Raw genomic sequence first — 25,726 nt, 5'->3', positions numbered from 1 at the left:
TTGCCGGAGAGAGTTATGAGTAAAATGTTTCGACTGGGCCTTATCATTAATCCGCTGGCCGGGCTTGGAGGCAGTGTGGCCCTCAAGGGCAGCGACGGTGTGGCAAAAGAGGCGCTTAGCCTTGGCGCCACCCCCAAGGCCGGACTGCGAATGGAACAGGCCTTGGCTGTGATAGCGCCTTTTGCCGAGTGCCTGCAAATCTATACCGCCTCGGGTAACATGGGCGCCGACCTGGCGCAAAAGCTGGGTTTTCGCACAAAGGTGTGTTACCAAGCGGCGACGGATACCAGTCGCAGTGATACCCAAGCTGCCGCCAAGGCCTTGATGGCGCAGGAGCTGGACTTGCTGCTGTTTGCCGGCGGCGATGGCACGGCAAGGGATATCTATGGAGTTGTCGGTGAGCACTTCCCGGTGCTTGGTGTACCGGCCGGGGTCAAAATTCATTCGGGGGTTTATGGCATTACTCCCCATGCATCCGGGCTGGTATTGAAGCAACTGCTGGAAGGCGCCCTGGTGAGCCTGATGAGCGCCGATGTGATGGACATAGACGAAGAGGCCTTCCGCCAAGGCCTTGTCAGGGCGCGGCGTTATGGTGAAATGACAGTGCCTGCCGAGCCGCGATATATCCAGGCGGTGAAGATGGGCGGCCGCGAGGTGGATGAACTGGTGCTGGCGGATATTGCCGCCGAGGTGGTAGGCGATATGGAAGATGAGCTCTATATCATGGGCTCCGGCAGTACAGTGGCGGCCGTAATGGAGGAGCTGGGGCTCGACAACACCCTGCTCGGGGTGGATCTGGTGCAGAATAAGACCCTGCTGGCCTCGGATCTTAATGCGGCGCAGTTATTGAGTGCCACTGAAAATCAAAAGGTTAAGTTGGTCATTACCCTGATAGGCGGCCAAGGGCACATTCTTGGTCGTGGCAATCAACAGTTGTCGCCCGAGCTTATCCGGCGCATTGGCAAGGAAAATATCATCATCCTTGCCACCAAAAGCAAACTAAAAGCACTTGAAGGCAGGCCGCTTATCGTGGATAGTGGCGACCAGAAATTGGATAGCGAACTTAGTGGCTATTATCGAATTGTGACAGGTTACCGGGATTACGTGATGTATCAGGTGGCCAACCCAGACTTAGCGGAGTAGAGCATGTTAGAGAAGTACGAACAGGCATTGGAGCAGTGGATTGGCGAGATAGTGGCCGGCGGTGACGATGATGCCCTGTTTGCCAGCGGTTACCTGCAGGGGCATTTTGCCGTGGTGCTGGCCGAGCTGGAAAACGAGTCAGAGCAAGGGCCGGATGCCTTGAATGAGCGGATGCAGCAATGCCTGAAACTGGCAGCCAAAGAGCTGGAAGATGCCGATTACCGTCTGGTGGATAACGCCTGGTCAGAACTGAAACAGCGGATCGCTGCCTGAGTTCTGTCGGCACAGCGAGACAAGTTTGTTGTTGTGGTATAAAACCTGCAGTGGCTCCTTGTTGAAAAGGAAAGCTGTAATACCGGCAATTTTATCGAAATAATTATTATCCGATGACAAGAGTCATCGGATTTTTGTCTCTTTAAAGCCCTACGTAAGAATAGTTTTATCCGACAGCGTTTTTGTACTCTGGGCCGGGTTACCGGAGTAAAGGTGACATTGGGTGAAATGCTGCGGTAAAAGGGGAAATGTCAGTCTTAGTGTTCGTTGTGCATTTTGCAACTGCTTGGTCTGAGGCTGAGAGACTATCTCTCGGATAGTCGCGGGGTGACCCGGAAAAATGGCAAAAATAAAGAACACAGGATGAATTCAATGGAGTTGGAGATCCCGGAGCAGGACAAGCTGGCCTTCGGCCAATATTACGGGAAACAGATTGCCCCCAAGTGCCGACGTTATGAGTCGGTGCGAGAGGCAGCCGCTGCCAGGTATAGAGAGCGTAGAAAGATAGTTGCGCCTCTCACCTTTATCGGCATTCCGGCATTTTTGCTGTTTTTTGCCATGAGTTTCTACGGCGCTTTCATGCTGGATTTCGAAGATGGGGTGTTCTTCATTGGTTTTGGTGGCGCCGTGGTATCTTTGGGGGTGGTGGTGTTGGCCAATATCTGGGCAGGCAGTGAGATAGGTGAACTACGTACCCAGATAGTTGAGGAGATCTATCCTTTACTGCTGGGTTATTTCGGTAAAAGCTTTGCGTTCAATCCTCCGGGATTGCCTGAACTGGAAAGCTATAAAGACTATGGTCTCTTTCCCTCCTATGACAAAGGTTATTTTCAAAACTCGGTCAGAGGCAAGTATCTTAATGTGCCTTTTCTGCTTAGGGAACTGACGTTGCTCGAACGCACAGGCAAGAATGATAATGGTCCCCAATATAAGACGCTGTTCGATGGCATAGTGATAGAGTTTGAGCTGCCGAAGACATTTTCCGCTACCATCCAGGTGCGCCGCGATAAAGGTTTTATGGGCAATGGCTTGGCCCAGTTCAGAAGCAAACTCTCGAGGGTGAGGTTGGAAGACCCGGACTTTGAGCGTAGATTTGAGGTCTACAGTGACGATCAGCTCGAAGCCAGATATGTGCTTAATACCGCGACCATGGAACGTTTGTTGTCACTATCAGGATTTTATCAAGGTGAGCTGGAAGCTTGTTTCAAACAGGGGCGATTGTTTGTCAAAATAGCCTGTCAGCACAGCTATTTTGAGCCACAACTGGATCTACTCAAGCCGCTGGATCTCAGCGCAGACATAGAGCAAGTGTTTAAAGAAATCCATGAAGTGTTCGATTTGATTAAAGCTTTGAAACTAGACAGTCGCACCGGGCTTTAAACTCGAGGCTCAAGACCTTGGTTTTGAGCCGGAGTGTCTTTGGTTTCTGGTCGGTGGTTGCTGATGCACCTTTAAGCCAAACGCTCAAATAGTTTGGCTTAAGGCCAGGAAATCCCCCAGTTTGAGTCGGCTTATATGTCTGAGCCGGTTTAGATAGCCTCTGGTGGGGTGTCGGTTTCGGCAGTGGCAGGTAAAGGCCAGCCGCCAAGGGCTTTCCAGCGGTTCACTATGTAGCAGAATAGCTCGGCAGTGCGCTCTGTGTCATAAAGCGCCGAATGGGCTTCTTTGTTGTCAAAGGGGATCCCGGCCAAGGTGCAGGCCTTGGCCAGTACTGTATGGCCTATGGCCAAACCGGCCAGAGTGGCGGTGTCAAAAGTCGCAAAGGGATGAAACGGCGAGCGCTTGATATCATTGCGCTCGATTGCTTTGCTGACAAAGCCGTGATCGAAGGCGGCATTGTGAGCCACTATAATAGATCTGTGGCAATCGGCCGCCTTTTGTGCCTTCTTCACCGCCTTGAATATCTCCAGAAAAGCTTCTTTCTCGCTGACGGCTCCCCTGAGAGGGTTGTTGGGATCTATGCCGTTGAATGCCAGCGCCTCCGGCTCGAGATTGGCGCCTTCAAAAGGTTCTATATGGAAGTGCAGGGTTCTGTCTATGCCCAGATTACCCTCTGCATCCATCTTCAGCAGGGTGACCGCAATCTCCAGCAGCGCGTCTGTCTGCGCATTAAAGCCAGCAGTCTCTACGTCGATCACCACAGGGAAATAACCCCTGAATCTGTGCTTGAGTTGGTTGGCTAGGCTTGGCTGAGTCATGCATTTCCCCTGGAAAATAACGAAGCGGCTATTATGCTAAAACATCAACAGGGTGTCATGTTCGATTGTTGTTTTTATAGGCTAAAGGAATGAATTTCTTTGCCGATAGAGACAACATGGTGTGTGAAAAGAGAGATTTCTATGTGGCGTAAACTGTTTCTGCTGTCGACTCTTTGTCTGCCGCTGTCGGCGATGGCGGATCTCAGGCACTATGTGGCGTCGCTCGACGACTCTCATTGGCGCGTGGCGCAAAACACGCCTCTAGGTTGTAGCCTGGAGCACGATATTCCCGCCTACGGTAAAGCCGTATTTTCCAGTCATGCGGGAAAAGATCTGAATTTGCAATTTACTCTGGATATGTGGCAAAAGCCCGATGCCGTGACCCATGCCCGCTTGATGAGCAAAGCACCGGCCTGGCGTCCTGGAGTGACGTCCAAGGCGATTACCGAGCTGAGCTACCAGAAATATTTCAATGGTGAAGTACCGAAAAAGGCCGCCTGGTCCATGCTGGCAGAGCTGGACCGCGGCATGGAACCCACTTTTTACTACAGCGATTGGTACAACCAAAGCAACAAGGTGGCGGTCGGTCTTTCCGCGGCCAACTTTGCCCAGAAATACCGCCAGTTCAAACAGTGTTTGGCCAATCTACTGCCTTACAGTTTCGATGATATCGCTTTTACCGTGCTTACCTACGAGATGGGGGGGACTGAGTTGACCCGTTATTCCAAGGCGCAACTGGCGCGGGTGCAGGAATATCTGGCCTACGATCCTGAAGTGGAGCTGGTACTGATTGATGCCTATACCGATAGTTATGGCGGTCGCAGTATTAACCAGAAGGTGTCACAACAGAGAGCTGACTCAGTTAAAGATTTTTTTGTCGCAAGGGGGATCCCGGGAGACAGGATCCATACCGAAGGACACGGCGAACGGCGGCATGTGGCATCCAATGACTCCAGTGATGAACGGGTCCGTAACCGCCGGGTAGTCATCCGGATAAGCAAACCGCTCAAGTAGGGCCAAGAACTGACCTAAGAGAAGGTGCGAATAAGTCCTCGAGGCCTTCTCTTTTGTAGAAAGCGGCACAATTGAGTTAGTGTATTCCGGTAAGCGTTTTAGGCTATATTCGTCAAGGTAACTTTTTGTAGCTACAGGACATCTTATTCCTGGCCAAGTATGGCATCTAAAAACGAAAATGCCGTTCACTTTCCATGAACGGCATTTTTGTTTGGGGTTCTGCTTAATTCGTTTAAGCCTTATCGCGATGGCAGAAATAGTCTACTGCGCGTTTTACCAGTTCAATACCTGTCTGCTCGCATGGCGGCAGCTCGGCATCACTCTGTTTCAGCGGTGTGACTCTATCACCCCATTTCAGCAGCAAGGCCGCGCTGGTGAGGCCAGCGCCGAAGGCACAGGACAGAATGTGTTGTCCTGGCTTGATCATGCCTTTTTCCAACGCATCACAGATGGCGATGGGAATAGTCGCGGCCGAGGTGTTGCCATAGTTGGCTATATTGACGAAGGCTTTCTCTTTGGGGATCTTCATTCTGTGCACCAGAGTGTCGATGATCCTCTCGTTGGCCTGATGGGGGATTACCCAATCGACTTCTTCCTTGTCCAAGCCACATTTGTCCAATACTTGGGCGCTGAGTTTACCCATGCCGTTGATGGCACGTTTGAAAATCTCCTGACCGTCAAACTGAATGTAGAAGTCCAGCGACTCGGCGACAAATCTGTCCATACCCGTACCGAAACTGGCCTTCAGAATGTCACGACCGTCTGGGTCATTATTGAGCTCATAGCCCAGTACGCCACATGGGCTGTCTGTCGCTTCCAGTACTACAGCACCAGCACCATCACCGAATAGTACTGCAGTTTCTCTTCTTGACCAGTCGAGATAAAAGCTGAGACGCTCGGCACCGATAACCAGTACTTTTTTGCATTGACCACTCTTTATCTGGGCGGTTGCAAGGCCTACGCCGTAGAGAAAGCCACTGCAGGCGGCGTTAATGTCAAAGGCGGCACAGGTTGCGCCTACATTGGCCTGTACGGTCGAGGCTATGTTGGGGATCAGAGTGTCCGGGCTGGCGGTGGCCAGGATAATCATGTCCAGTTCGCTACCTTCTATGCCGGCGGCGGCCAGCGCATGCTGGGCAGCGACTGTAGCCAATTCAGAAGTGTTGACGTGGCTGATATGACGCTGGCTAATCCCTGTTCTGGGTTTAATCCATTCATCGGAGGTATCGATAAAGGTAGCCAGATCATGATTGGTCAGTACGGCAGGGGGAACGCACTTTCCCCAGCCGGTAATAGTGGCGTACTGCATTGAATTTACTCTCAAAATAAAAAGACAGAAGCCAGATCTGTCTTTTGGACAACTAAAGCGCTATTGCTTGGAAAGGGTCGTGATTTTTCAGCTCACCTGTTGGGCTACCAATTCCTGAATGGCATTGGCAGCGTGCAGTATGTGGGCCCTTAACAGGACCACGGCCTCATCTATTTTCTTTTGCCGACATAATTGCAGTAGATCCCTGTGATCCTGTTCGGCTCGAGGGATCCCGCCTGTCAGCAACAACTGTAAGCGTATATAGCGATCACAGTTGGTGTTCAGACCATGTACGACTTCCATGGTATGGGGACGGTTGGCGGCGCGGTACAAACTTGTGTGGAACTCTGTGTTGAGTTCGCTCCAACTGCCCACGGCATTATCCTGTTTAAAGGCGGATTCCAGTTTGTCCAGTACGGCTTCGGCCTGACGCAGATCTTCATCCTGCAGGTTTGGAATGGCTTTGGCAAGGAGATCAGTTTCAATCAGTGCTCTGAGTTCAAATAACTCGCTGACTTGTTCAACCGATAGTTCGGTAGCCGTGGCGCCTTTATGAGCTTCAAACTTGACCAAACCCTCGGCTTCCAGTTGCAAAAGGGCTTCCCTGACCGGAATCCGGCTGACATTCATCTCTTCTGCCAGGGCGCTCTGACGCAACGGTTCACCGGCTGCGATTTCCCCTGAAAGAATTTTTTCCCGCAACACTTCGACCACAACCTGAGTGCGCGTTTTATGAACGATGGGCGTAGTTCGGCTCATAGATCCCGTCTTTGTATACGTTATTCGGTTTTGATCCGATTAAGACTACAGCGAATATTCAGATAAATAAAGGGAAACCACTAGGGGGTCCTGTTTCTGCGTTGTTCAAGGTGATGGTGGATTTCGAGCAGAGCAGTGCTAAGTTGGTGCAAACATCGCAGCTATGTCGGATTGGCAGGTTTGAGCTCCTGAATTGATAAAAACAGCATACAAAAACGGCGCCTAAGCGCCGTTTTGTCCGATAAGACAATGTGGCTCAATCCTTGAGGCCGTGTACCTTGTCGACACCGTTATTACGTCCCTCGGCATGACAGATGGCGCAGCTTTCACTGCCGCTCTGATACACAGGTCCACCACTGGCATCTTTTTGGAAAACGCCACCGAAGGCTTCGGCATGGCTGGCCCATTTATCCACCTGGATATGGCAGCCACCACAGGCTGCAACCGTTGGCGAGTATTCAGCCAACTGGCCTTTCTCGGTGGCGCCGGGAGTGGCGACCAACACGGAGGCGCTTTGGCTCAGGCCTTCCAGTGTAAGTTGACCCTTGCTATGGCAGGCGCGGCAATCATTGGCTGGCTTGGGATAAGTGGCCGCCTCTCTATCGCCACCCATACCGGCTACAGTACGGGTACCACTGTGCAGCGAATGCACCATTTCCCTGTAATTCAGACTGTTATTCAGGGTACGGACCGCTTTTACTTGATCCATGCCCGGAGTATGTTTCAGCCCGGCATTCAGGTACATATTGGTGCCATTGTTGTGGCAGTCGTTGCAGCTCTTATCAGTCAGGGCCGTGGCACCTTGAGGCGCATGACAACTGCCACAACTGTCATTAGCTGGCTGGAAATGACTGGCCAGCGTATGAGCGCTGACAACCCGCTGCTGCATATCGCTGTCATGACAGCGCTGGCAAGCGGTTTCATCAGCAATGGCTTTGCTGCTCGCCGGAGCGCCGGTGAGCGACAATGCGTTCTCGGCAATCACCTCGATGCGGGTAGAGTTGGTATCGCAAGCCACCGCAAAGCCTGTATTGGGATCGGCGCAGACAAGCAGTTTCGCCCGAACCCGAGTCTTGTCCAGCTCACCGAAGTCCGCTATCTGAAGCGGGCCTATGGCGGCGCTGAGACTGTGCCCCTGCATGGCAAGGGTGACGTCGTCCCCAGGTTTGGCCAAATTCCAAATCTTGTGCTGACCATTGTTGAGCGGACGATTAAGCGGCTCGGGATCGCCACTGACGGTCAGCCACAAAGACTCAATAGCCGGATCATCAGTCGGCAGCCGTCCTTGACTTCGATAATCCAGGCCGATATTCAGCTTGTCGCCATCGATAGCGGCAGCGGAGATCGTAAAGGCATACTCCTGTTTGATGAGTTTACTTGTCTTGCCAAGGCTCAAGTGGATTTTACCTGCGCCTTCTGGATTGCTGGCATCCGGATGGCAGCCTGAGCAACTCTGTTGCCATCCTCTGGGGAAGAGTTCTCTATCGTGGAATAAAGCACTGGCACTGCCATTCCAGTCATCCGGGGCATCTTTACTGTGACAGCTCAGGCAGCTGTTACTGCCGGGAATAAAGTATTGGTTGGCTTGCGGCGCCGCATCGGGAATATGACAGCTCTTACAGTCGTTGATATCACCTGGATAGTGCAACTGGCTGTAGTCATATTCATGGCCTCGATAGCCAACGACCTTATAATCGGCCTGGTGAATTTTGTGAGTCAGGGTCGCCATATCAAGCGCCGAGCCGGTTTCAGGGTCGCCTGAATAGCTGGTGTGACACATAACACAGCCTTCAAAGGCAAAACGCTTACTGCCGTGCATTAACAAACGCGCCTCACTGTTATCCCTGTCACTGCCGTGGCAGCGATAACATGCTTGCTGCTGATCCATCAGTACCCGGCTGTCTTCGGCTGCGGCGGCTTGGCCGGTTGCAGGAATAAAGTCATAGACACTGTTGATCAGCATACTGCTCGGGGAACTGTCGGCAGCGGGTTTGAGTTCAAGATAGACCCTGTGAGTCTTATCACTCTCATACTGGGTATCTAGCCCTTCAAAGCTTGGGTATTGATTGAGTGCCTTGCTGAATTGATAACGGTAACGCCCCTGGCCTAAGCTTTGCAGACAATCGAGTTTACAGTCACTCTCAATCCCGGCTTGCCACTGTGCTGCGGCCTTTGCTGTTGCCCCTGTTCCCGGCTCAACCAGTTTATTGATATAGCTTATCCATTGGGGGGCGCGGCTTATTTCATAGCGTCCCTCCACCGGCTTTGAATCGCCGTACATGGGCTGAGCGCTGCCCAATTTGGCTATGCCCATGGCCAAGGCTGAAACCTGTTCCAGTTGTTCCAGCCCTGTTACGGCAACACCGTTGGAGTCGCTTAAGAAAAAGTCGACCGAAACCCGGGTTTGCTCATCTATGGTGACGGCTTCGATATTGGCCTGCAGTGATTTGGCTTTGGCAATATTGATCCCCACTTCGCCCGGAGGACCCACTTGGCCGTCATCGCCATCGGAACATGCAGCCAATAAGCAAACCACCAGTGGAGATAGTTTCCACCAGGCGTTTTTAGGCTTGAATTTCATCATTTCCCATTCCTTTAAGTTTTTAGATTCTGTCGGGATTTCTAATTAGGAATGTATGCGAGGCTTAATCTATTTGATTTGAATAATTTGTCTGTGACCATCGTCAATATGTTCCAGCTATAACTGATAAGCGCAGGTTCAGTCTAAATTGTGTTTTTCTATTTTTAGAAGATTGTAATTTTAATATTTGATTGTGGTTTTAGATAATGAGATTGACTGACTTGCCTGTGAGTAAATGTGACTCAGATTGGGAAAAAATGTCTGGATTTAATTAGCATGAGTCGTCGGGTTTTTGGTGTATGCATATTTAAATAATATTTCTTAAACTAATTAAGGAACGCAATATGATTACCAGACGAGGAATGCTGAAAGGGAGTATGGGAGCTGCCGTAGGCACTGTCTATGGTGGAACGCTTATCAGCTTTCTTACCGGTTGTGGCAGCGACAACGACAGCGATGAAAAGGTTGAGGTGTTACCCGGTGGATTGATGGTGGTTAATCCGGTTATCTGCGTCAGTTGCCGTCGCTGTGAAATCGCCTGTGGCTGGAACCATGAAGGCGATTGCAGCCCAACCCTGGCAAGGGTCAAAGTCGAACACAACATGAACTATGGGCCTCATGGCGTGCAGTTCAATTACACAGAACAGCGGGGGGAATGCGGCGACCGCACTGTGGTGCCGGCCACTTGTCGCCATTGTGAGGTTTGTACAGAGGTCTGTCCGCAGCAGGCTATTTCAACTCATCCGGAAACCGGCGCTAAAGTGATAGATGAAAAGCGCTGTGTCGGCTGTGGTTATTGTGCCGATAAATGTCCGCAACAAGTGATCAAAGTTGTGCGTAGCAAAATGAAAGCCGTGAAGTGTGATCTGTGTCAGGGCGAACCGGCTTGCGCCCAGGTTTGTCCAACCGGTGCGATTAAGTTTTATACCTGGGAACAGGCGGAAGCTGCACTCGAACAATATGAAAAATATACTGGCCTGATCGGTTAATGAGGTAATAGAAAATGACAGATAAACTTGGTGGATGGGCCGGTAAAGTATTAAGAGTTAATTTAACAACCGGTGATATTACAACAGAGTCAACCGATAAGTATCATGATTATATTGGTGGTATGGGGATAGGCTATAAGATTCTTTGGGATGGCCATAAAGATAATATTAAGGCCACAGACCCTGAAAATATTATTGTATTCTCCGCCGGACCATTAACCGGTTCCGGGGTGATTTGTACTGGTCGTACTACTATTACTTCCCGCAGCCCAGTGATTAAAGATCATCTGATTTCTGATGGACATTTCGGTGGTCACTTTTCACCGGCAATGAAATATGCTGGATTTGATGCCATCGCCATTGAAGGTCGCGCCGCTGCACCGGTATGGCTCAGAGTTGAAGACGGTAAAGTTACATTGGAATCAGCCGCCGCGCTCTGGGGTAAGGGGATTTTTGATACCCACGCCATGATAGCCGAAATGATGGGCCCCAATGCCCAGGTGGCTGCCATAGGCCAGGCGGGGGAGAATCAGGTGCCCTTGTCAGTGATTATGACTCAGGGTGGACATTCTGCCGGAGGCCATGGAGCTGTACTAGGGTCAAAGAACTTCAAAGGGATAGGCATCATAGGTACAGGGGCTGTGGCCATTGCCGCCGATAACACTAACATGCGTCGGCTCGATGACCATATTCTGGGAATTATAGGCGCCAATAACCAAGGGGTTGTGCCTTCTACTCCGCAGTCCTGGGCCGAATATTCCAATGGTATTAGCCGCTGGAAGGCGCGTCCCGGACTTAAATGGGGGCAATCGGATCAGCAGATTGAGCTGGGCGAGGTGCCTTGGAATGAACGTAACAAGGTAGGCTTCCGTACCTCAATGGCCGAGATGTACTTCGGTGAAGAGTACGCCAACAAATGGATGAAGCGTACCGGTGGCTGCCATGCCTGCCCCATTCGCTGCTTCTGTGAACTAAAGGTGCCTGAGCTGAAACAGAAATATGGTCGCAAGAGCGAACATATCTCCAACGTCTGCATGGGATTCCTGGCGCCTCAGTATCTGATGGATACCAAGAAGGGCTCGGAAGAACATGCTATGACAGGTGCGCTGGGTGGTAACTTGATCGACGATTACGGCATCTGGTGTAACTATGGTCTGATTTCGCACCTGTTCAAGTACCTCAAAAAACACGATATGTTCCAATATCTGTTGCCTAAAGAGGAGTTTGACAGCATCCCATGGGATCTGTGGGACAAGAAAGATCCGGCGTTTCTTATCGATTTTTACCGCCGTATCGCCTATCGCGAAGGGGAAATTGCCCATATGGCCGATGGCATGTCGGATCTCATTGAGCGCTGGAAACTGGATGGACGTAATCCGGATCTCGGTTATTGGGATATCCACAAAGAATCCTCGGTGAAAATTTTCAATAAGAAGACCAACGCCGCTGTGCACCATGCCAGTGAGACCGCAGGGCAGGTGGGCACCCTGATCAACATGGTGTTCAACCGCGATGCTCAGTGTCACTCCCATATCAATATTGTTAACTGTGGCTTGCCTCAGGATATGATAGAAACCATAGCCGCCGAATTCTGGGGCGAAGGGGCCTTTGATAAGGTGAAATGGTATACCCCAATAAACCCGGCCAAGGTTAAGTTCGCCAAGTGGTCTTTGGTGAAAAATGTGCTGCACGACTCATTGACTCTCTGTAACTGGATGTTCCCCTTGCTGGCTTCGCCGGACAAGAATCGTAACTATCGCGGAGACAGCACCATAGAATCCCAGATGTTCTCTTTGGTCACAGGTAAAGAAGTGACTGAGACTGAGCTCGACTTTATGGCCGAGCGGGTACTGCATTTGCACCGGGCGCTGACCATCATTCAAATGAATGAGATCAATATGCGCAATGAGCACGATGTGCTCAGTGATTGGGTTTACGACCTGGATCCCGACAAAGCCTTCGGCGATGAAGGCACCATCAAGATGGACAGGGACGATATTCAAAAGGCGTTGGATATGTTCTATGACGATTTTGGTTGGGACAGGCAAACCGGGGCACCGCTGAGATCAACCCTGGAAAAATTCGGCCTGGGTTATGCCGCCGATGCGCTGGAGGCCCGTGGCTTGTTGCCGGGATAAAGCATGCTGGAACTGGTGGACTTTATCCGGTTGTTCAGCCAGCACGGACGTCTGGTTTCCCTGCCGCAGCTGTTGGCTGTGGCAGGGGATGACACAGAGAAGGCTGTGGATGCGGTACAAGAGTATATCCGTTTGATCCTGGCGCCTGAACACAGGGATCTGAAGATGCGTGTATCAGAGGGAGAACACTTTTTCTATTCAGACCGTTACATGGTCGACAGCTATGCCAACCGTTGGTTGGCACTGCAACGCGGCGAGGTTGCCGCGACCCTGGCGCAGCAGATCCGCGAAGCCAGTTGTCGCCATACCGCTGTGCTTGAGGCTTCGGTTTTGGGGTATCCCCCTTATAGCCTGGATGTCGAAGCGCAGCAAGCGCTGCGACAACAGTTGCTGGCGATGCCGGAATATGACGACATACGCTATGACATAGGCAACGATGGCAAGGGGTATTACTTCTCCACCGATGGTCTGAGTCCTGAATATGCCAGAGTGCTCGCAGACTACGACCCGTTTGAATGGTCATGCTGAGCCCGGAAGTCTGATGCCTCCCTGCGGGCGTGCTCCCGAGCATCAGACATCCGGGCGAGGCACTTATCCCGGGCTCCAATGCCCGGGTTTTCTTATCCTCTGCCGTCAAGCTCACAACATAAGCCTGTTCTCACAGTGCATTTTGCCGCAATGAGTGGAATAATATCGCCATTCGCTTTCTGGGAGGCAAACAGTGAACCGAGCGGTTTTTTTGGATAGAGATGGTGTAATCAATGTCGATCACGGCTATGTACATCAAATAGATGATTTTGAATATATCGAAGGCGTCTTCGATGCTTGCCTGGCGTTGAAGCAACAAGGCTATAAGCTGGTGGTGGTGACCAATCAGTCGGGGATTGCCCGTGGGCTCTACACTGAAGAGCAGTTTGCCAGCCTGACTGAATGGATGGATTGGAACTTTGCCGACAAGGGCGTGGATCTCGATGGTATCTATTACTGCCCGCACCATCCGGAGAAGGGCATAGGTGAATACAAGCAGGATTGTGACTGCCGTAAACCCAAGGCAGGAATGATCAACAGTGCTGCCAGTTTTCTTAAGCTGGATCTTGCCGCCAGTGTAATGGTTGGTGACAAGGCTGATGATATGCGCGCCGCCAAAGCGGCGGGGATCCCGGTGCGGATCCTGGTCAGAAGTGGCAAAGAGGTGACTCAGGAAGCCATGGATGAGGCGAGCGTAGTACTGGATAGCATTGCCGATGTACCTAAATATCTGGCATCACTGGCCTAATTTGGCGGATTATCGGACTTCTTGGTGTAATAGTAATCACTCGAAGGCTTTGATAAGAAAAATCGCCTTTTAGGGGTTGCGCAAAAATTCAGGCTCCCTATAATGCGCAACCACTGACCCGCGACAGGGTCTGGAAGTCAAAGATTCAAGCATCGAATGCTTTAAGTTGAAATGCTTGGCTGGCTTCTTTTGCTCTTTAACAATATATCAAGCAATCTGTGTGGACACTCACAGGCATTGAGAAATCGACAAAACGATTTAACTCGATGAAGAGTGTTCATACGAACAGAATTCATTGAGTCGATTCTTCGGAATCAACCAAAACTTTAATTGAAGAGTTTGATCATGGCTCAGATTGAACGCTGGCGGCAGGCCTAACACATGCAAGTCGAGCGGTAACATTTCAAAAGCTTGCTTTTGAAGATGACGAGCGGCGGACGGGTGAGTAATGCCTGGGAATTTGCCCATTTGTGGGGGATAACAGTTGGAAACGACTGCTAATACCGCATACGCCCTACGGGGGAAAGCAGGGGAACTTAGGTCCTTGCGCTGATGGATAAGCCCAGGTGGGATTAGCTAGTAGGTGAGGTAATGGCTCACCTAGGCGACGATCCCTAGCTGGTCTGAGAGGATGATCAGCCACACTGGGACTGAGACACGGCCCAGACTCCTACGGGAGGCAGCAGTGGGGAATATTGCACAATGGGGGAAACCCTGATGCAGCCATGCCGCGTGTGTGAAGAAGGCCTTCGGGTTGTAAAGCACTTTCAGCGAGGAGGAAAGGTTAGTAGTTAATACCTGCTAGCTGTGACGTTACTCGCAGAAGAAGCACCGGCTAACTCCGTGCCAGCAGCCGCGGTAATACGGAGGGTGCGAGCGTTAATCGGAATTACTGGGCGTAAAGCGTGCGCAGGCGGTTTGTTAAGCGAGATGTGAAAGCCCCGGGCTCAACCTGGGAACCGCATTTCGAACTGGCAAACTAGAGTCTTGTAGAGGGGGGTAGAATTCCAGGTGTAGCGGTGAAATGCGTAGAGATCTGGAGGAATACCGGTGGCGAAGGCGGCCCCCTGGACAAAGACTGACGCTCAGGCACGAAAGCGTGGGGAGCAAACAGGATTAGATACCCTGGTAGTCCACGCCGTAAACGATGTCTACTCGGAGTTTGGTGTCTTGAACACTGGGCTCTCAAGCTAACGCATTAAGTAGACCGCCTGGGGAGTACGGCCGCAAGGTTAAAACTCAAATGAATTGACGGGGGCCCGCACAAGCGGTGGAGCATGTGGTTTAATTCGATGCAACGCGAAGAACCTTACCTACTCTTGACATCCTCAGAAGCCAGCGGAGACGCAGGTGTGCCTTCGGGAACTGAGAGACAGGTGCTGCATGGCTGTCGTCAGCTCGTGTTGTGAAATGTTGGGTTAAGTCCCGCAACGAGCGCAACCCCTATCCTTACTTGCCAGCGGGTAATGCCGGGAACTTTAGGGAGACTGCCGGTGATAAACCGGAGGAAGGTGGGGACGACGTCAAGTCATCATGGCCCTTACGAGTAGGGCTACACACGTGCTACAATGGTCGGTACAGAGGGTTGCGAAGCCGCGAGGTGGAGCTAATCTCATAAAGCCGGTCGTAGTCCGGATTGGAGTCTGCAACTCGACTCCATGAAGTCGGAATCGCTAGTAATCGTGGATCAGAATGCCACGGTGAATACGTTCCCGGGCCTTGTACACACCGCCCGTCACACCATGGGAGTGGGCTGCACCAGAAGTAGATAGCTTAACCTTCGGGAGGGCGTTTACCACGGTGTGGTTCATGACTGGGGTGAAGTCGTAACAAGGTAGCCCTAGGGGAACCTGGGGCTGGATCACCTCCTTACCTAAGCGATAATTGGTGTTTGTTGAGTGTTCACACAGATTGCTTGATAAAAGAAGTAGAGCATGGGGGTCTGTAGCTCAGGTGGTTAGAGCGTTCGCCTGATAAGCGAGAGGTCGGTAGTTCGAGTCTACTCAGACCCACCAATTCTTCCGCTGTTTGTGTTAAACCGGTTTCGGTTTAGTTGGCGAAGGAATCAAATACGGGGCTATAGCTCAGCTGGGAGAGCGCCTGCCTTGCACGCAGGAGGTCTGCGGTTCGATCCCGCATAGCTCCACCACTTCCCTTGGAAGTGCTGGAACCGTCACTCTACAAAGGACGAGAGACGCCAAAGATAAGTCAGTATTTATCTTTGGCTTTTTTAAGCCCGGTCGAAATTGTTCCATACAATTTTCGACACTCCCTCCTTCCATGGAGGTTGCTCTTTAACAATTTGGAAAGCTGATAGTAGACATCAAGACGACTCTTAGAAGTTGGAATTGATGAATACAAAATTGAGTTCTCAAACACTTCAATCAAGTGTTTTGGAAATTCTTCAAGGCGAGTCCACTTCCTTAACCCGGAAGTGAGACAAGTAAACCTAAGCTGGTTGCAATACAATCCGATGAAAACTCATCCGGGTTGTATGGTTAAGCGACCAAGCGTATACGGTGGATGCCTTGGCAGTCAGAGGCGATGAAGGACGTAGTAACTTGCGAAAAGCGTTGGTGAGCTAGTAACAAGCATTTGAGCCAGCGATGTCCGAATGGGGAAACCCGGCAGCATAAGCTGTCATCAATACGTGAATACATAGCGTATTGAGGCGAACGAGGGGAACTGAAACATCTAAGTACCCTCAGGAAAAGAAATCAACCGAGATTCCCCAAGTAGCGGCGAGCGAACGGGGATTAGCCCTTAAGTCTTTGGGGTGTTAGTGGAATGTGTTGGAAAGCACAGCGGCACAGGGTGATAGCCCCGTACACGTAAACTAACCAGAGATGAAATCGAGTAAGGCGGCACACGTGACATGTTGTCTGAATATGGGGGGACCATCCTCCAAGGCTAAATACTCCTGACTGACCGATAGTGAACCAGTACCGTGAGGGAAAGGCGAAAAGAACCCCTGTGAGGGGAGTGAAATAGAACCTGAAACCGTATACGTACAAGCAGTGGAAGCGGTCCTTGAGACCGTGACTGCGTACCTTTTGTATAATGGGTCAGCGACTTACATTTAGTAGCGAGGTTAAGCGAATAGCGGAGCCGTAGGGAAACCGAGTGTTAACTGCGCGTTTAGTTGCTAGGTGTAGACCCGAAACCCGGTGATCTAGCCATGGGCAGGTTGAAGGTTGAGTAACATCAACTGGAGGACCGAACCGACTAATGTTGAAAAATTAGCGGATGACTTGTGGCTGGGGGTGAAAGGCCAATCAAACCGGGAGATATCTGGTTCTCCTCGAAAGCTATTTAGGTAGCGCCTCGGACGAACACCTTTGGGGGTAGAGCACTGTTAAGGCTAGGGGGTCATCCCGACTTACCAACCCTTTGCAAACTCCGAATACCAAAGAGTGCTATCCGGGAGACAGACGGCGGGTGCTAACGTCCGTCGTCAAAAGGGAAACAACCCAGACCGTCAGCTAAGGTCCCAAAGTAATTGCTAAGTGGGAAACGATGTGGGAAGGCTTAGACAGCTAGGATGTTGGCTTAGAAGCAGCCATCATTTAAAGAAAGCGTAATAGCTCACTAGTCGAGTCGGCCTGCGCGGAAGATGTAACGGGGCTAAGCAATTCACCGAAGCTACGGGTATCAGCGCATCACCTGATGCGATTTGCTGGCGTGATTCACTTTGTGAATGACGCCCAAGCACCCAACACGTTGAGTCGAAAGATGCAACGGGGTGTTTAAGTCGTATGAGGGATGCGCTGATGCGGTAGAGGAGCGTTCTGTAAGCCGTTGAAGGCGAAGGGGTAACCCCCGCTGGAGGTATCAGAAGTGCGAATGCTGACATGAGTAACGATAAAGGGGGTGAAAAACCCCCTCGCCGAAAGACCAAGGGTTCCTGTCCAACGTTAATCGGGGCAGGGTGAGTCGACCCCTAAGGCGAGGCTGAAAGGCGTAGTCGATGGGAAACGGGTTAATATTCCCGTACTTCTGCTAACTGCGATGGAGAGACGGAGAAGGCTAGGCCAGCGCGGCGTTGGTTGTCCGCGTTTAAGGTAGTAGGTGGTGTGCTTAGGCAAATCCGGGCACACATACACTGAGAGCTGATGACGAGTCCCCAAGGGGATGAAGTGGTTGATGCCATGCTTCCAGGAAAATCTTCTAAGCTTCAGGTTAGCAGGAATCGTACCCCAAACCGACACAGGTGGTCGGGTAGAGAATACCAAGGCGCTTGAGAGAACTCGGCTGAAGGAACTAGGCAAAATGGTACCGTAACTTCGGGAGAAGGTACGCTGCCGGCGGTGAAGACCTCGCGTCGTAAGCTGCTGGCAGTCGCAGATACCAGGTGGCTGCAACTGTTTATCAAAAACACAGCACTGTGCAAAATCGCAAGATGACGTATACGGTGTGACGCCTGCCCGGTGCCGGAAGGTTAATTGATTGGGTTATCTTCGGAGAAGCTCATGATCGAAGCCCCGGTAAACGGCGGCCGTAACTATAACGGTCCTAAGGTAGCGAAATTCCTTGTCGGGTAAGTTCCGACCTGCACGAATGGCGTAATGATGGCCACGCTGTCTCCAGCCGAGACTCAGTGAAGTTGAAATTGCGGTGAAGATGCCGTATACCCGCGGCTAGACGGAAAGACCCCGTGAACCTTTACTATAGCTTGGCACTGAACATTGACCCTACATGTGTAGGATAGGTGGGAGACTATGAAGATGAGACGCCAGTCTTGTTGGAGTCAACCTTGAAATACCACCCTTGTAGTGTTGATGTTCTAACCTTGGTCCCTTATCGGGATTAGGGACAGTGCCTGGTGGGTAGTTTGACTGGGGCGGTCTCCTCCCAAAGAGTAACGGAGGAGCACGAAGGTTGGCTAAGTACGGTCGGACATCGTACGGTTAGTGCAATGGCATAAGCCAGCTTAACTGCGAGACAGACACGTCGAGCAGATGCGAAAGCAGGTCATAGTGATCCGGTGGTTCTGAATGGAAGGGCCATCGCTCAACGGATAAAAGGTACTCCGGGGATAACAGGCTGATACCGCCCAAGAGTTCATATCGACGGCGGTGTTTGGCACCTCGATGTCGGCTCATCACATCCTGGGGCTGAAGTCGGTCCCAAGGGTATGGCTGTTCGCCATTTAAAGTGGTACGCGAGCTGGGTTCAGAACGTCGTGAGACAGTTCGGTCCCTATCTGCCGTGGGCGTTGGATGATTGAGGGGAGCTGCTCCTAGTACGAGAGGACCGGAGTGGACGAACCGCTGGTGTTCGGGTTGTCATGCCAATGGCATTGCCCGGTAGCTACGTTCGGAATCGATAACCGCTGAAAGCATCTAAGCGGGAAGCGAGCCCCAAGATGAGTCATCCCTAGGTCCTAGAGACCTCTGAAGAGCCGTTCGAGACCAGGACGTTGATAGGCAGGGTGTGTAAGCGTTGCGAGGCGTTGAGCTAACCTGTACTAATGACTCGAGAGGCTTAACCATACAACCCAGATGGGTTTTACGGACTTGAAGAAGTTAGATACTTGATTGAAGTTTGAACTCAGGCTCTGAAAAGAGCACAGCCAAGAATACCGGTCGCTTAGCTCAGCCGGGAGAGCACCTCCCTTACAAGGAGGGGGTCACTGGTTCGATCCCAGTAGCGACCACCATATTTCAAAGCAACAGCTTTCTGAATTGAAGAACAAAGGTTAATGACGCAGGTAATTGTTTGGCTGACAAAGCCGTGACGAGCGAGCCGCGCAGTGTACTGAAGTACATGAGCAGCGTAGCGAGGAAACAATACCGTCAGACGGACAATTAACCAGTAAGAATATGTCTGGTGACAATAGCATTGTGGTCCCACCTGATCCCATCCCGAACTCAGAAGTGAAACGCAATCGCGCCGATGGTAGTGTGGGGTCTCCCCATGTGAGAGTAGGTCATCGCCAGACGCCACTTTGGTTTTCACTTTTTACTCTTTATCAAAGAAATGAGTGAAGACAAAACAGTAACGATAAATCCCCAGCACTTTGTGTTGGGGATTTTTCGTTTTAATAGTATTTTGATATGTCCACTCTCACATGGGGAAGATACAGAGTCCGAACGCAGTGAGGCACAATCCCATGTGGAGTAGGGTGAGGTTGTCGTGTTTATCAAACTCAGTTTGATGCGACAGACGAATGCGTAGAGCTTGCTCGAAGCTGGCCATCGCCAGACGCCACTTTGGTCTTCACTTTTTACTCTTTATCAAAGAAATGAGTGAAGACAAAGCAGTAACAAAAGAGCCCTAGCTAAATGCTAGGGCTTTTTTGTTTATCTCGTTTCCAGCGAGATGCAGCCCAAAGCGGCTGGCGCAGTGTGTGCCCCTCAGCTCGCAGCCAAGCGGCTTCGCGCTACAGCCATCTATCAAGCTGTGCTTGATGAGCAGATGTCTTTCGCCCCCATGTGAGATGCTGCTGTGGAGATATTGAGAATGGCTCGACCCGTTTGTCTAGTCAGATTTATCCAGTCTCTGATTTATCCAGCGCTTGGAGCACAGAGATTTCATCCGACCGCTATCTTCAATAAAGGTACTCGAGACTTAAGTAGAGAAGCCACCTGAATCAGGTGGCTTTCTGTATTTGGAACTACTTTATACTCACTTTGTGTTTAGTGCAGCTTGAGTCAGTCAGATGGTTACTCTTGGGGATCCGTCTTGGTTCCGTTTAGAAGCGGCCGCGAATACCTACGGCTATCTGGGTTCCGAAGCGTTCCAGATAATTCACCTGATCTTCGCGCTTGATGTAACCGGAGTAGCGGTTGTTGGTCAGGTTGGAGGCTTCACTGAACAGGGTCAAGTTGTCTGTGATGTCGTAGCTGATGCTGGCATCCAACTGGCCGTAGTCGTCTATCCAGGCCGGGCCGCCCCAGGCATCCGGATCCACCAGGAACTTGCTGCGCCAGTTATAGGCAAGGCGCGCCTGCAAACCATACTGCTCATAGTAGAGCACGGCATTGTAGGAGTTCTCGGACATCCCCTTGAAGGGCAGATCCTTGGCTTTCAGCTCAGGATCGTCATAACTGCTGTCCACATAGGTGTAGTTAAGCTGCCAGCCAAAGCCGTTGAACGGCTCAGGCAACCACTGTTCGAGGGATTGTTGCCAGGCAATTTCAAAGCCCTGCACTTTGGCACCGTACTGTCCGGAAACCGGCTGGCTTACCAGGTAACGGTTGCCATCGACCTCCATGGGGGTCTTTTCATCAGAGATAAAGGAGTCGATATCCTTGATGAACAGGGCGCCGCTCAATGAACTGCTGTCGCCGTAATACCACTCCAGCGCCAGATCCGCCTGTTTGGCCTGCTCGGGTTCAACTCCGGGATTACCGCGCACCAGAGTTGGCAAGCCCTGTTCCTGACTGGTGAAGTTGGGCGCGGCCCAGACTCTGAGCGAGTAGAGTGACGGGCGGCTCAATACTTCGGCGGCCGAGATACGCAGCAGCAGATCGTCCTGCAGGTTCAGCTTGAAGTTGAGGCTTGGCAATATGTTGGTATAGCTGTCGCTGTAGTTTACCGGGCTGACAGTGCGCCAGTCATCGTTGAGCGGCTGACCGGCATCATCCAGCACTACCTTGCTCAAGTCATAGCCAAAGCCTTCGGAATCGACTTGGGTGCGACTGGCCCTGACCCCCAGATTGAGCATATAGGGCAGATCGAACAGCAGCTCTTCAATAGTTATCTGCACATAGGCCGAGGTCACAGCCTCGCTTACCTCATAAGTACCGGCCTGATTGGCACTGGCTACTATGGCCTCATTGGCGGCATCGCTGTTGATGGAGCGGTAGTATTCCAGCAACTTGTCATAGTCAAAGCTGGGCCAGGGATCCGGTGAGATGCTGTTTTCGCCGTCGAGGAAGTTATCGAAGTTGGCGGGCACAAACACATTGCCCGGAATTTGGAACAGCTCAAACTCGCCTTGAGTGAAGACTCCCGAGCCGTCAAAAGCATAACCGTCGCGGGTTAGATAGTAGCCGCCGCGACTGAATTGGCTGGGGTTTTTCGATCTGAACTCATTCTGGCTCTTGACCTGTTTGACATAGTTTATCCCAGCATCCAGCTTGCTGATAAAGCCGCTTTCCGGCAAATACTGGGTCATCAGCTTAAGATCCGTTACCTTGTCATCCACGCCTGTGCCACTGTTTAGGCTGTAGTGGGCACCATAGGTCTGCTCGCTGGTGAGTCCCGGGCCTATCACCACATCCGGCAGCATCTGACCATTGGTGTAGTCGATATCTATGCTGTCGACAAAGCCGCGGGCGACGATGAAGCGATTGTCGCCCTTGTTCTTGTTCTTGGCGGCCGAGTAGGCAAGATCGGCGGTGACCGACCAATTGGGGGTGATAAACAGCGCCGTATTCAGTGCCAGTTGGTAGGTGTCTGTCTTGCGCGGTGTGCTCAGGTTAAGCAGCTCCACCATAGTGTTGTCGCCCTGCTGACGCATGGAAACCACTCGCCCCAGCTCATCGAACTGCGCATCGCTGAACAGCGGGGTACCCGGTGTCCACTCCTCGTCGTAGTTGACAAACCCTATCTGGTATTTGTGTCCATCGGTATTGTAGCGAGAGTAGAGGGCGTCGAAATTGACATCTAGATTATCCAGAGGCCGCCATTGCAGCGCCAGGGTGCCACCGATGCGTTCGCGTACGTCCTGGGCGTTGGCATAGTACATGTAACTGGGTATTTTGGAGGCGTAGATTTCGCCTTCATCAATCACACCATTGCCGTTGGTGTCTACCGGCACCCCGGCGCTGTCGACACCCCAGCCTTCCTCTTCATCGAAAAAACCATCGGCGGAATAGGTGTCGGCCCTGAGGGTTTTCTTGGAGTAAACGGCGGAAAACAGAGCGCCGAAACTGTCGTCATCGGACTTGTCGCCTATGATGAGAGATGCGTGCGGGTGCAGGTCTTCGGTGCGCGACTCATAGATACCCTTGGCCGAGGCCTGCAGGGTAAAACCGTCCAAATCCAAAGGCTTGCGGGTCTGAATATCCACAATTGCCCCTATGCCTCCCTCGGTGAGCCGCGCTTCGGGAGACTTGTAAACCGCCAGCACATTGACCAGCTCCGAGGCTATGGTGTCAAAGTTGAAGTCCCGCCCGGCGTTGTCCGACGCCAGTTTGCGGCCATTGAGGGTGGTAATGTTGTAGCCGTCCCCCAGGCCGCGGATCAGTATGTTCTGTCCCTCGCCGCCGTTGCGGGTAATGGTCACCCCGGGAATACGTTGTAGTGCTTCGGCCAGGTTTTCATCCGGAAACTTGCCTATGTCATCGGCCACCACAAGATCCACCACTGCGGTGGCATTCTGTTTCAGAAACAGCGACTCCTTAATGGCTGAGCGGATACCCGTTACCTGGATCCTTTCCAGCTCGGCATCCTGCTGTTGAGCTGAGTTTTGTTGTGTTTGAGCCTTGTTTTCTTGTCGGACTCGTCATTGGCCGTAACCGGCTGTGTTGCCAGCGCACTGGCAACTGCCAGGGCAATTAGGGCAGGTTGGGTGGCTAAGAGCTTCATGGGTTCCCCGCTGTTTGTTTTTATCAGGCTTAATGCCTTTCGCTTTTGTTGTTTAACGAAAGCATTGGAAACAGCGGAATGCTTTCGATTGCTTATTTATAGCGTTAAAAACTCTGTTTGATCAATGAAAAAATGTAAAATGTCTTTTAATTGTTTTCGGTTTGATGCATAGTTTAGCTAGTTGAAAGTGAAAATTTGTTGTTGGTTTTGGCTTAAGTCGTTGTGGTATAAGAATTGTTATTATAATTCGACGATGTTGCTAGTAGATTGAAAGCTTTCGAAAGTTAGTGCAGGGTCACCTGCTCCAGAGCGCAACAAACAAAACAGGAAGAGTGCAGTGAATAATCTCAACACTATTGAGAGGCAGCAGGAGATAGTCCGGCTGACCCAACAACAGGGAAAGGTGTCGGTCACCGAGCTGGCAAATCGCTTCGGGGTCTCGGAAGTCACCATACGCTCGGATCTGGCGGTATTGGATCAAAAGCAGTTGTTGGTGCGCTCCCGTGGCGGCGCCATGGTCAACTCCGACCTTATTCGTGAACTGTCACTGAAAGAGAAGGGCCACTGCTACTCGGCACTGAAGCAGGAGCTGGGCAAGGTGGCGGCCTCTTTGGTTAATGATGGCGACCGCCTGTTGCTGGACTCGGGCACCACTACCCAGCAAGTCGCGGCCAACCTCCTTGAACATCAAGATCTTATTGTGATGACCAACGGCCTTAACATAGCCACAGAGCTGGCGCGTTCCGACGACGTTGAGGTGATGCTCACCGGCGGCTTGCTGCGTAAGAAGTCGATGTCTTTCTATGGTTCCATCGCCGAGAAGAGCCTCAGGGATTACAACTTCAACAAGCTGATCCTCGGGGTGGATGGTTTTGATCTCAAGGCAGGTCTCACCACCCATTTTGAGAAGGAAGCCAGTCTCAACCGCATGATGTGTGAGATTGCCAGCGAGATCATAGTAGTTACCGATTCATCCAAATTCGACCAACAGGCGTTTCATGTCATTTGTGCCAGTCGGCAGATCCAGCAACTGGTGACCGACAGCGGCATTCCCGAGCGCTATGTGGAAGAACTCACCAAGCAAGGGGTGCAGCTGCACCTGATAGATAAAAACAAATAACAAGGGGAGAAGTTATGTCTGGTTTTGATCGTCGTTCCTTTCTGAAAGCTTCAGTGGCCACAGCTGCTGCCTCGGCGCTGGCTGGCTGCGCCGCCAATGCCGGTTCATCTGCACTGGCACCCAAGGCCAGTGGCCGCTCTGTCATGGGGCTGGTGGTTCCGAAAATGGCCGAAGTGCGGGTGGGGCTAATCGGCGTCGGTGAGCGAGGTGTGGGGTTCATTCACCATTTCAACAACATAGAAGGTGCCAGGGTAACAGCTATCTGCGATACCGATCCCCTGGTCATAGAACGTGCCAAGAAGGTAATGAGTGACGCAGGCTTGGCCCAGCCCGGTTATTATTCCCAGGGCAAACACGCCTATCGTGAATTGTTGGCACGCCAGGATGTGGACATAGTGGTCATTGCCACACCTTGGGAATGGCACCACCCCATGGCCAAAGAGGCTATGCTGGCCGGCAAACACGCCTTTGTTGAAGTGCCTATGGGGATCACCATGGAGCAGCTCTGGGATCTGGTGGACACAGCCGAGCAAACCCAGCGCAACTGCATGATGATGGAAAACGTCTGCTACGGTCGCGACGAGCTGATGGTGCTCAACATGGTACGCCAGGGGCTGTTCGGCGAACTGCTGCACGGTGAAGCCGCTTATATTCACGAGCTGCGCTGGCAGATGAAGGAGATAGATCGCAAGACGGGCTCCTGGCGCACCAAGTATCACGCCTTGATTGACGGTAACCTGTATCCTACCCATGGCTTGGGGCCTGTGTCCCAGTACATGAATATCAACCGCGGCGATAGGTTCGACTATCTCACTTCCATGAGCTCTCCGTCGCTTGGGCGCGCAGCCTATGCCAAGCGTGAATTCCCCGCCGACCATGCCCGCAACAAGCTCAACTATATCTGCGGCGATATCAATACCAGTCTTATCAAGACGGTTAAAGGCCGAACCATCATGGTGCAACACGACACCACAACGCCGCGTCCTTACAGCCGCCATAACCTGATTCAGGGTACCAATGGGGTGTTTGCCGGTTTTCCCAACCGCATAGCGCTGGAGCAGGGCGGCAGTGGCAGCTTCCACCATTGGGACGAGGATATGACCCAGTGGTATGCCAAGTATGATCATCCGCTGTGGTTGCAGATGGGCGAGGCGGCCGAAAAGAATGGCGGTCATGGCGGCATGGACTTTTTAATGTGCTGGCGGATGATCTACTGCCTGCGTAACGGCGAGCCGCTGGATCAGGATGTGTATGACGGTGCGGCCTGGTCGGCGGTGCAGCCTCTGTCGGCGGCTTCAGTGGCCGATCGCGGTAACTCCAAGGACTTCCCCGACTTTACCCGTGGCGTGTGGCAGAGCGCCAAACCGCTTGGCATTGTAGGTTGAGGTA

15 protein-coding genes, 3 tRNA genes and 3 rRNA genes are annotated in these 25,726 nt (G+C 51.8%); 16 read left to right on the top strand and 5 right to left on the bottom strand.

Annotated features, from left to right (window positions below):
• Positions 1-15 precede the first annotated feature (15 nt).
• From WKR14_RS12905 to WKR14_RS12895, 3 genes are all read left to right on the top strand, one after another.
• Positions 16-1,143 carry an ATP-NAD kinase family protein gene (locus WKR14_RS12905; RefSeq protein ID WP_339086405.1) on the top strand — a complete coding sequence of 376 codons (1,128 nt, stop codon included), beginning with the start codon at positions 16-18 and terminating at the stop codon, positions 1,141-1,143.
• 3 nt (positions 1,144-1,146) lie between these two features.
• A complete protein-coding gene (locus WKR14_RS12900) occupies positions 1,147-1,416 on the top strand; it encodes a YfcL family protein (protein WP_025010460.1) in 270 nt (89 codons plus the stop codon).
• A 363-nt stretch (positions 1,417-1,779) separates the two neighbouring features.
• A complete protein-coding gene (locus WKR14_RS12895; protein WP_339086403.1) occupies positions 1,780-2,796 on the top strand; it encodes a DUF3137 domain-containing protein in 1,017 nt (338 codons plus the stop codon).
• A 149-nt stretch (positions 2,797-2,945) separates the two neighbouring features.
• On the opposite strand, the gene rnt is transcribed toward WKR14_RS12895, so the two are convergent.
• Positions 2,946-3,614 (bottom strand): ribonuclease T, encoded by a 669-nt coding sequence (gene rnt / locus WKR14_RS12890; protein WP_101053447.1) that lies wholly within the window; start codon positions 3,612-3,614, stop codon positions 2,946-2,948.
• A 141-nt stretch (positions 3,615-3,755) separates the two neighbouring features.
• Between rnt and WKR14_RS12885 the strand changes: the two genes are divergently transcribed.
• A complete protein-coding gene (locus WKR14_RS12885; protein WP_224866409.1) occupies positions 3,756-4,628 on the top strand; it encodes a flagellar protein MotY in 873 nt (290 codons plus the stop codon).
• Between the two features lie 232 nt (positions 4,629-4,860).
• Here the strand turns inward: WKR14_RS12885 and WKR14_RS12880 are convergent, their stop codons facing one another.
• The 3 genes from WKR14_RS12880 to WKR14_RS12870 all read right to left on the bottom strand — a co-directional run bounded on the left by WKR14_RS12880 (position 4,861) and on the right by WKR14_RS12870 (position 9,280).
• Positions 4,861-5,937, bottom strand: coding sequence for a ketoacyl-ACP synthase III (locus WKR14_RS12880; protein ID WP_101053452.1), 1,077 nt, complete (start codon positions 5,935-5,937; stop codon positions 4,861-4,863).
• An 87-nt stretch (positions 5,938-6,024) separates the two neighbouring features.
• Positions 6,025-6,696: a GntR family transcriptional regulator gene (locus WKR14_RS12875; RefSeq protein WP_101053454.1), complete on the bottom strand. Its 672-nt coding sequence runs from the start codon at positions 6,694-6,696 to the stop codon at positions 6,025-6,027.
• 256 nt (positions 6,697-6,952) lie between these two features.
• Entirely contained in the window at positions 6,953-9,280 is a 2,328-nt protein-coding gene (locus WKR14_RS12870) for a multiheme c-type cytochrome (RefSeq protein ID WP_101053456.1), read from the bottom strand.
• Between the two features lie 341 nt (positions 9,281-9,621).
• Between WKR14_RS12870 and WKR14_RS12865 the strand changes: the two genes are divergently transcribed.
• From WKR14_RS12865 to rrf, 10 genes are all read left to right on the top strand, one after another.
• Positions 9,622-10,266, top strand: a complete 645-nt coding sequence (locus WKR14_RS12865) for a 4Fe-4S dicluster domain-containing protein (protein ID WP_039035623.1) — start codon at positions 9,622-9,624, stop codon at positions 10,264-10,266.
• 14 nt (positions 10,267-10,280) lie between these two features.
• Positions 10,281-12,404, top strand: a complete 2,124-nt coding sequence (locus tag WKR14_RS12860; protein ID WP_101053458.1) for an aldehyde ferredoxin oxidoreductase — start codon at positions 10,281-10,283, stop codon at positions 12,402-12,404.
• A 3-nt stretch (positions 12,405-12,407) separates the two neighbouring features.
• Positions 12,408-12,932 carry a hypothetical protein gene (locus tag WKR14_RS12855; RefSeq protein ID WP_071237957.1) on the top strand — a complete coding sequence of 175 codons (525 nt, stop codon included), beginning with the start codon at positions 12,408-12,410 and terminating at the stop codon, positions 12,930-12,932.
• A gap of 193 nt (positions 12,933-13,125) precedes the next feature.
• Positions 13,126-13,680 (top strand): D-glycero-beta-D-manno-heptose 1,7-bisphosphate 7-phosphatase, encoded by a 555-nt coding sequence (gene gmhB, locus WKR14_RS12850; RefSeq protein WP_096142695.1) that lies wholly within the window; start codon positions 13,126-13,128, stop codon positions 13,678-13,680.
• A 327-nt stretch (positions 13,681-14,007) separates the two neighbouring features.
• Positions 14,008-15,552, top strand: a 16S ribosomal RNA gene (locus WKR14_RS12845).
• 66 nt (positions 15,553-15,618) lie between these two features.
• Positions 15,619-15,695 (top strand) — tRNA-Ile (locus WKR14_RS12840).
• 58 nt (positions 15,696-15,753) lie between these two features.
• Positions 15,754-15,829 (top strand) — tRNA-Ala (locus WKR14_RS12835).
• Between the two features lie 347 nt (positions 15,830-16,176).
• Positions 16,177-19,172: ribosomal RNA gene (locus tag WKR14_RS12830) — 23S ribosomal RNA — on the top strand.
• 91 nt (positions 19,173-19,263) lie between these two features.
• A tRNA-Val gene (locus WKR14_RS12825) sits at positions 19,264-19,339 on the top strand.
• Between the two features lie 166 nt (positions 19,340-19,505).
• Positions 19,506-19,621, top strand: a 5S ribosomal RNA gene (rrf, locus tag WKR14_RS12820).
• The 16S, 23S and 5S rRNA genes sit together here with 3 tRNA genes alongside, the layout of an rRNA operon.
• A 753-nt stretch (positions 19,622-20,374) precedes the next feature.
• Here the strand turns inward: rrf and WKR14_RS12815 are convergent.
• Positions 20,375-23,017 carry a TonB-dependent receptor gene (locus WKR14_RS12815; protein WP_339087750.1) on the bottom strand — a complete coding sequence of 881 codons (2,643 nt, stop codon included), beginning with the start codon at positions 23,015-23,017 and terminating at the stop codon, positions 20,375-20,377.
• Between the two features lie 537 nt (positions 23,018-23,554).
• Here WKR14_RS12815 and agaR point away from each other — a divergent pair.
• Both agaR and WKR14_RS12805 read left to right on the top strand, forming a co-directional pair.
• Positions 23,555-24,337 (top strand): transcriptional repressor AgaR, encoded by a 783-nt coding sequence (gene agaR / locus WKR14_RS12810; protein ID WP_025009833.1) that lies wholly within the window; start codon positions 23,555-23,557, stop codon positions 24,335-24,337.
• Positions 24,338-24,351: 14 nt separating this feature from the next.
• Positions 24,352-25,722 carry a Gfo/Idh/MocA family protein gene (locus WKR14_RS12805; RefSeq protein ID WP_144218360.1) on the top strand — a complete coding sequence of 457 codons (1,371 nt, stop codon included), beginning with the start codon at positions 24,352-24,354 and terminating at the stop codon, positions 25,720-25,722.
• Positions 25,723-25,726 lie beyond the last annotated feature (4 nt).

It is taken from the genome of Shewanella chilikensis (assembly GCF_037953065.1).
GTDB lineage: Bacteria > Pseudomonadota > Gammaproteobacteria > Enterobacterales > Shewanellaceae > Shewanella > Shewanella chilikensis.
The sequence above is the reverse complement of the archived record's forward strand: the minus strand, read 5'-3'. Positions and strand labels throughout refer to the sequence as shown.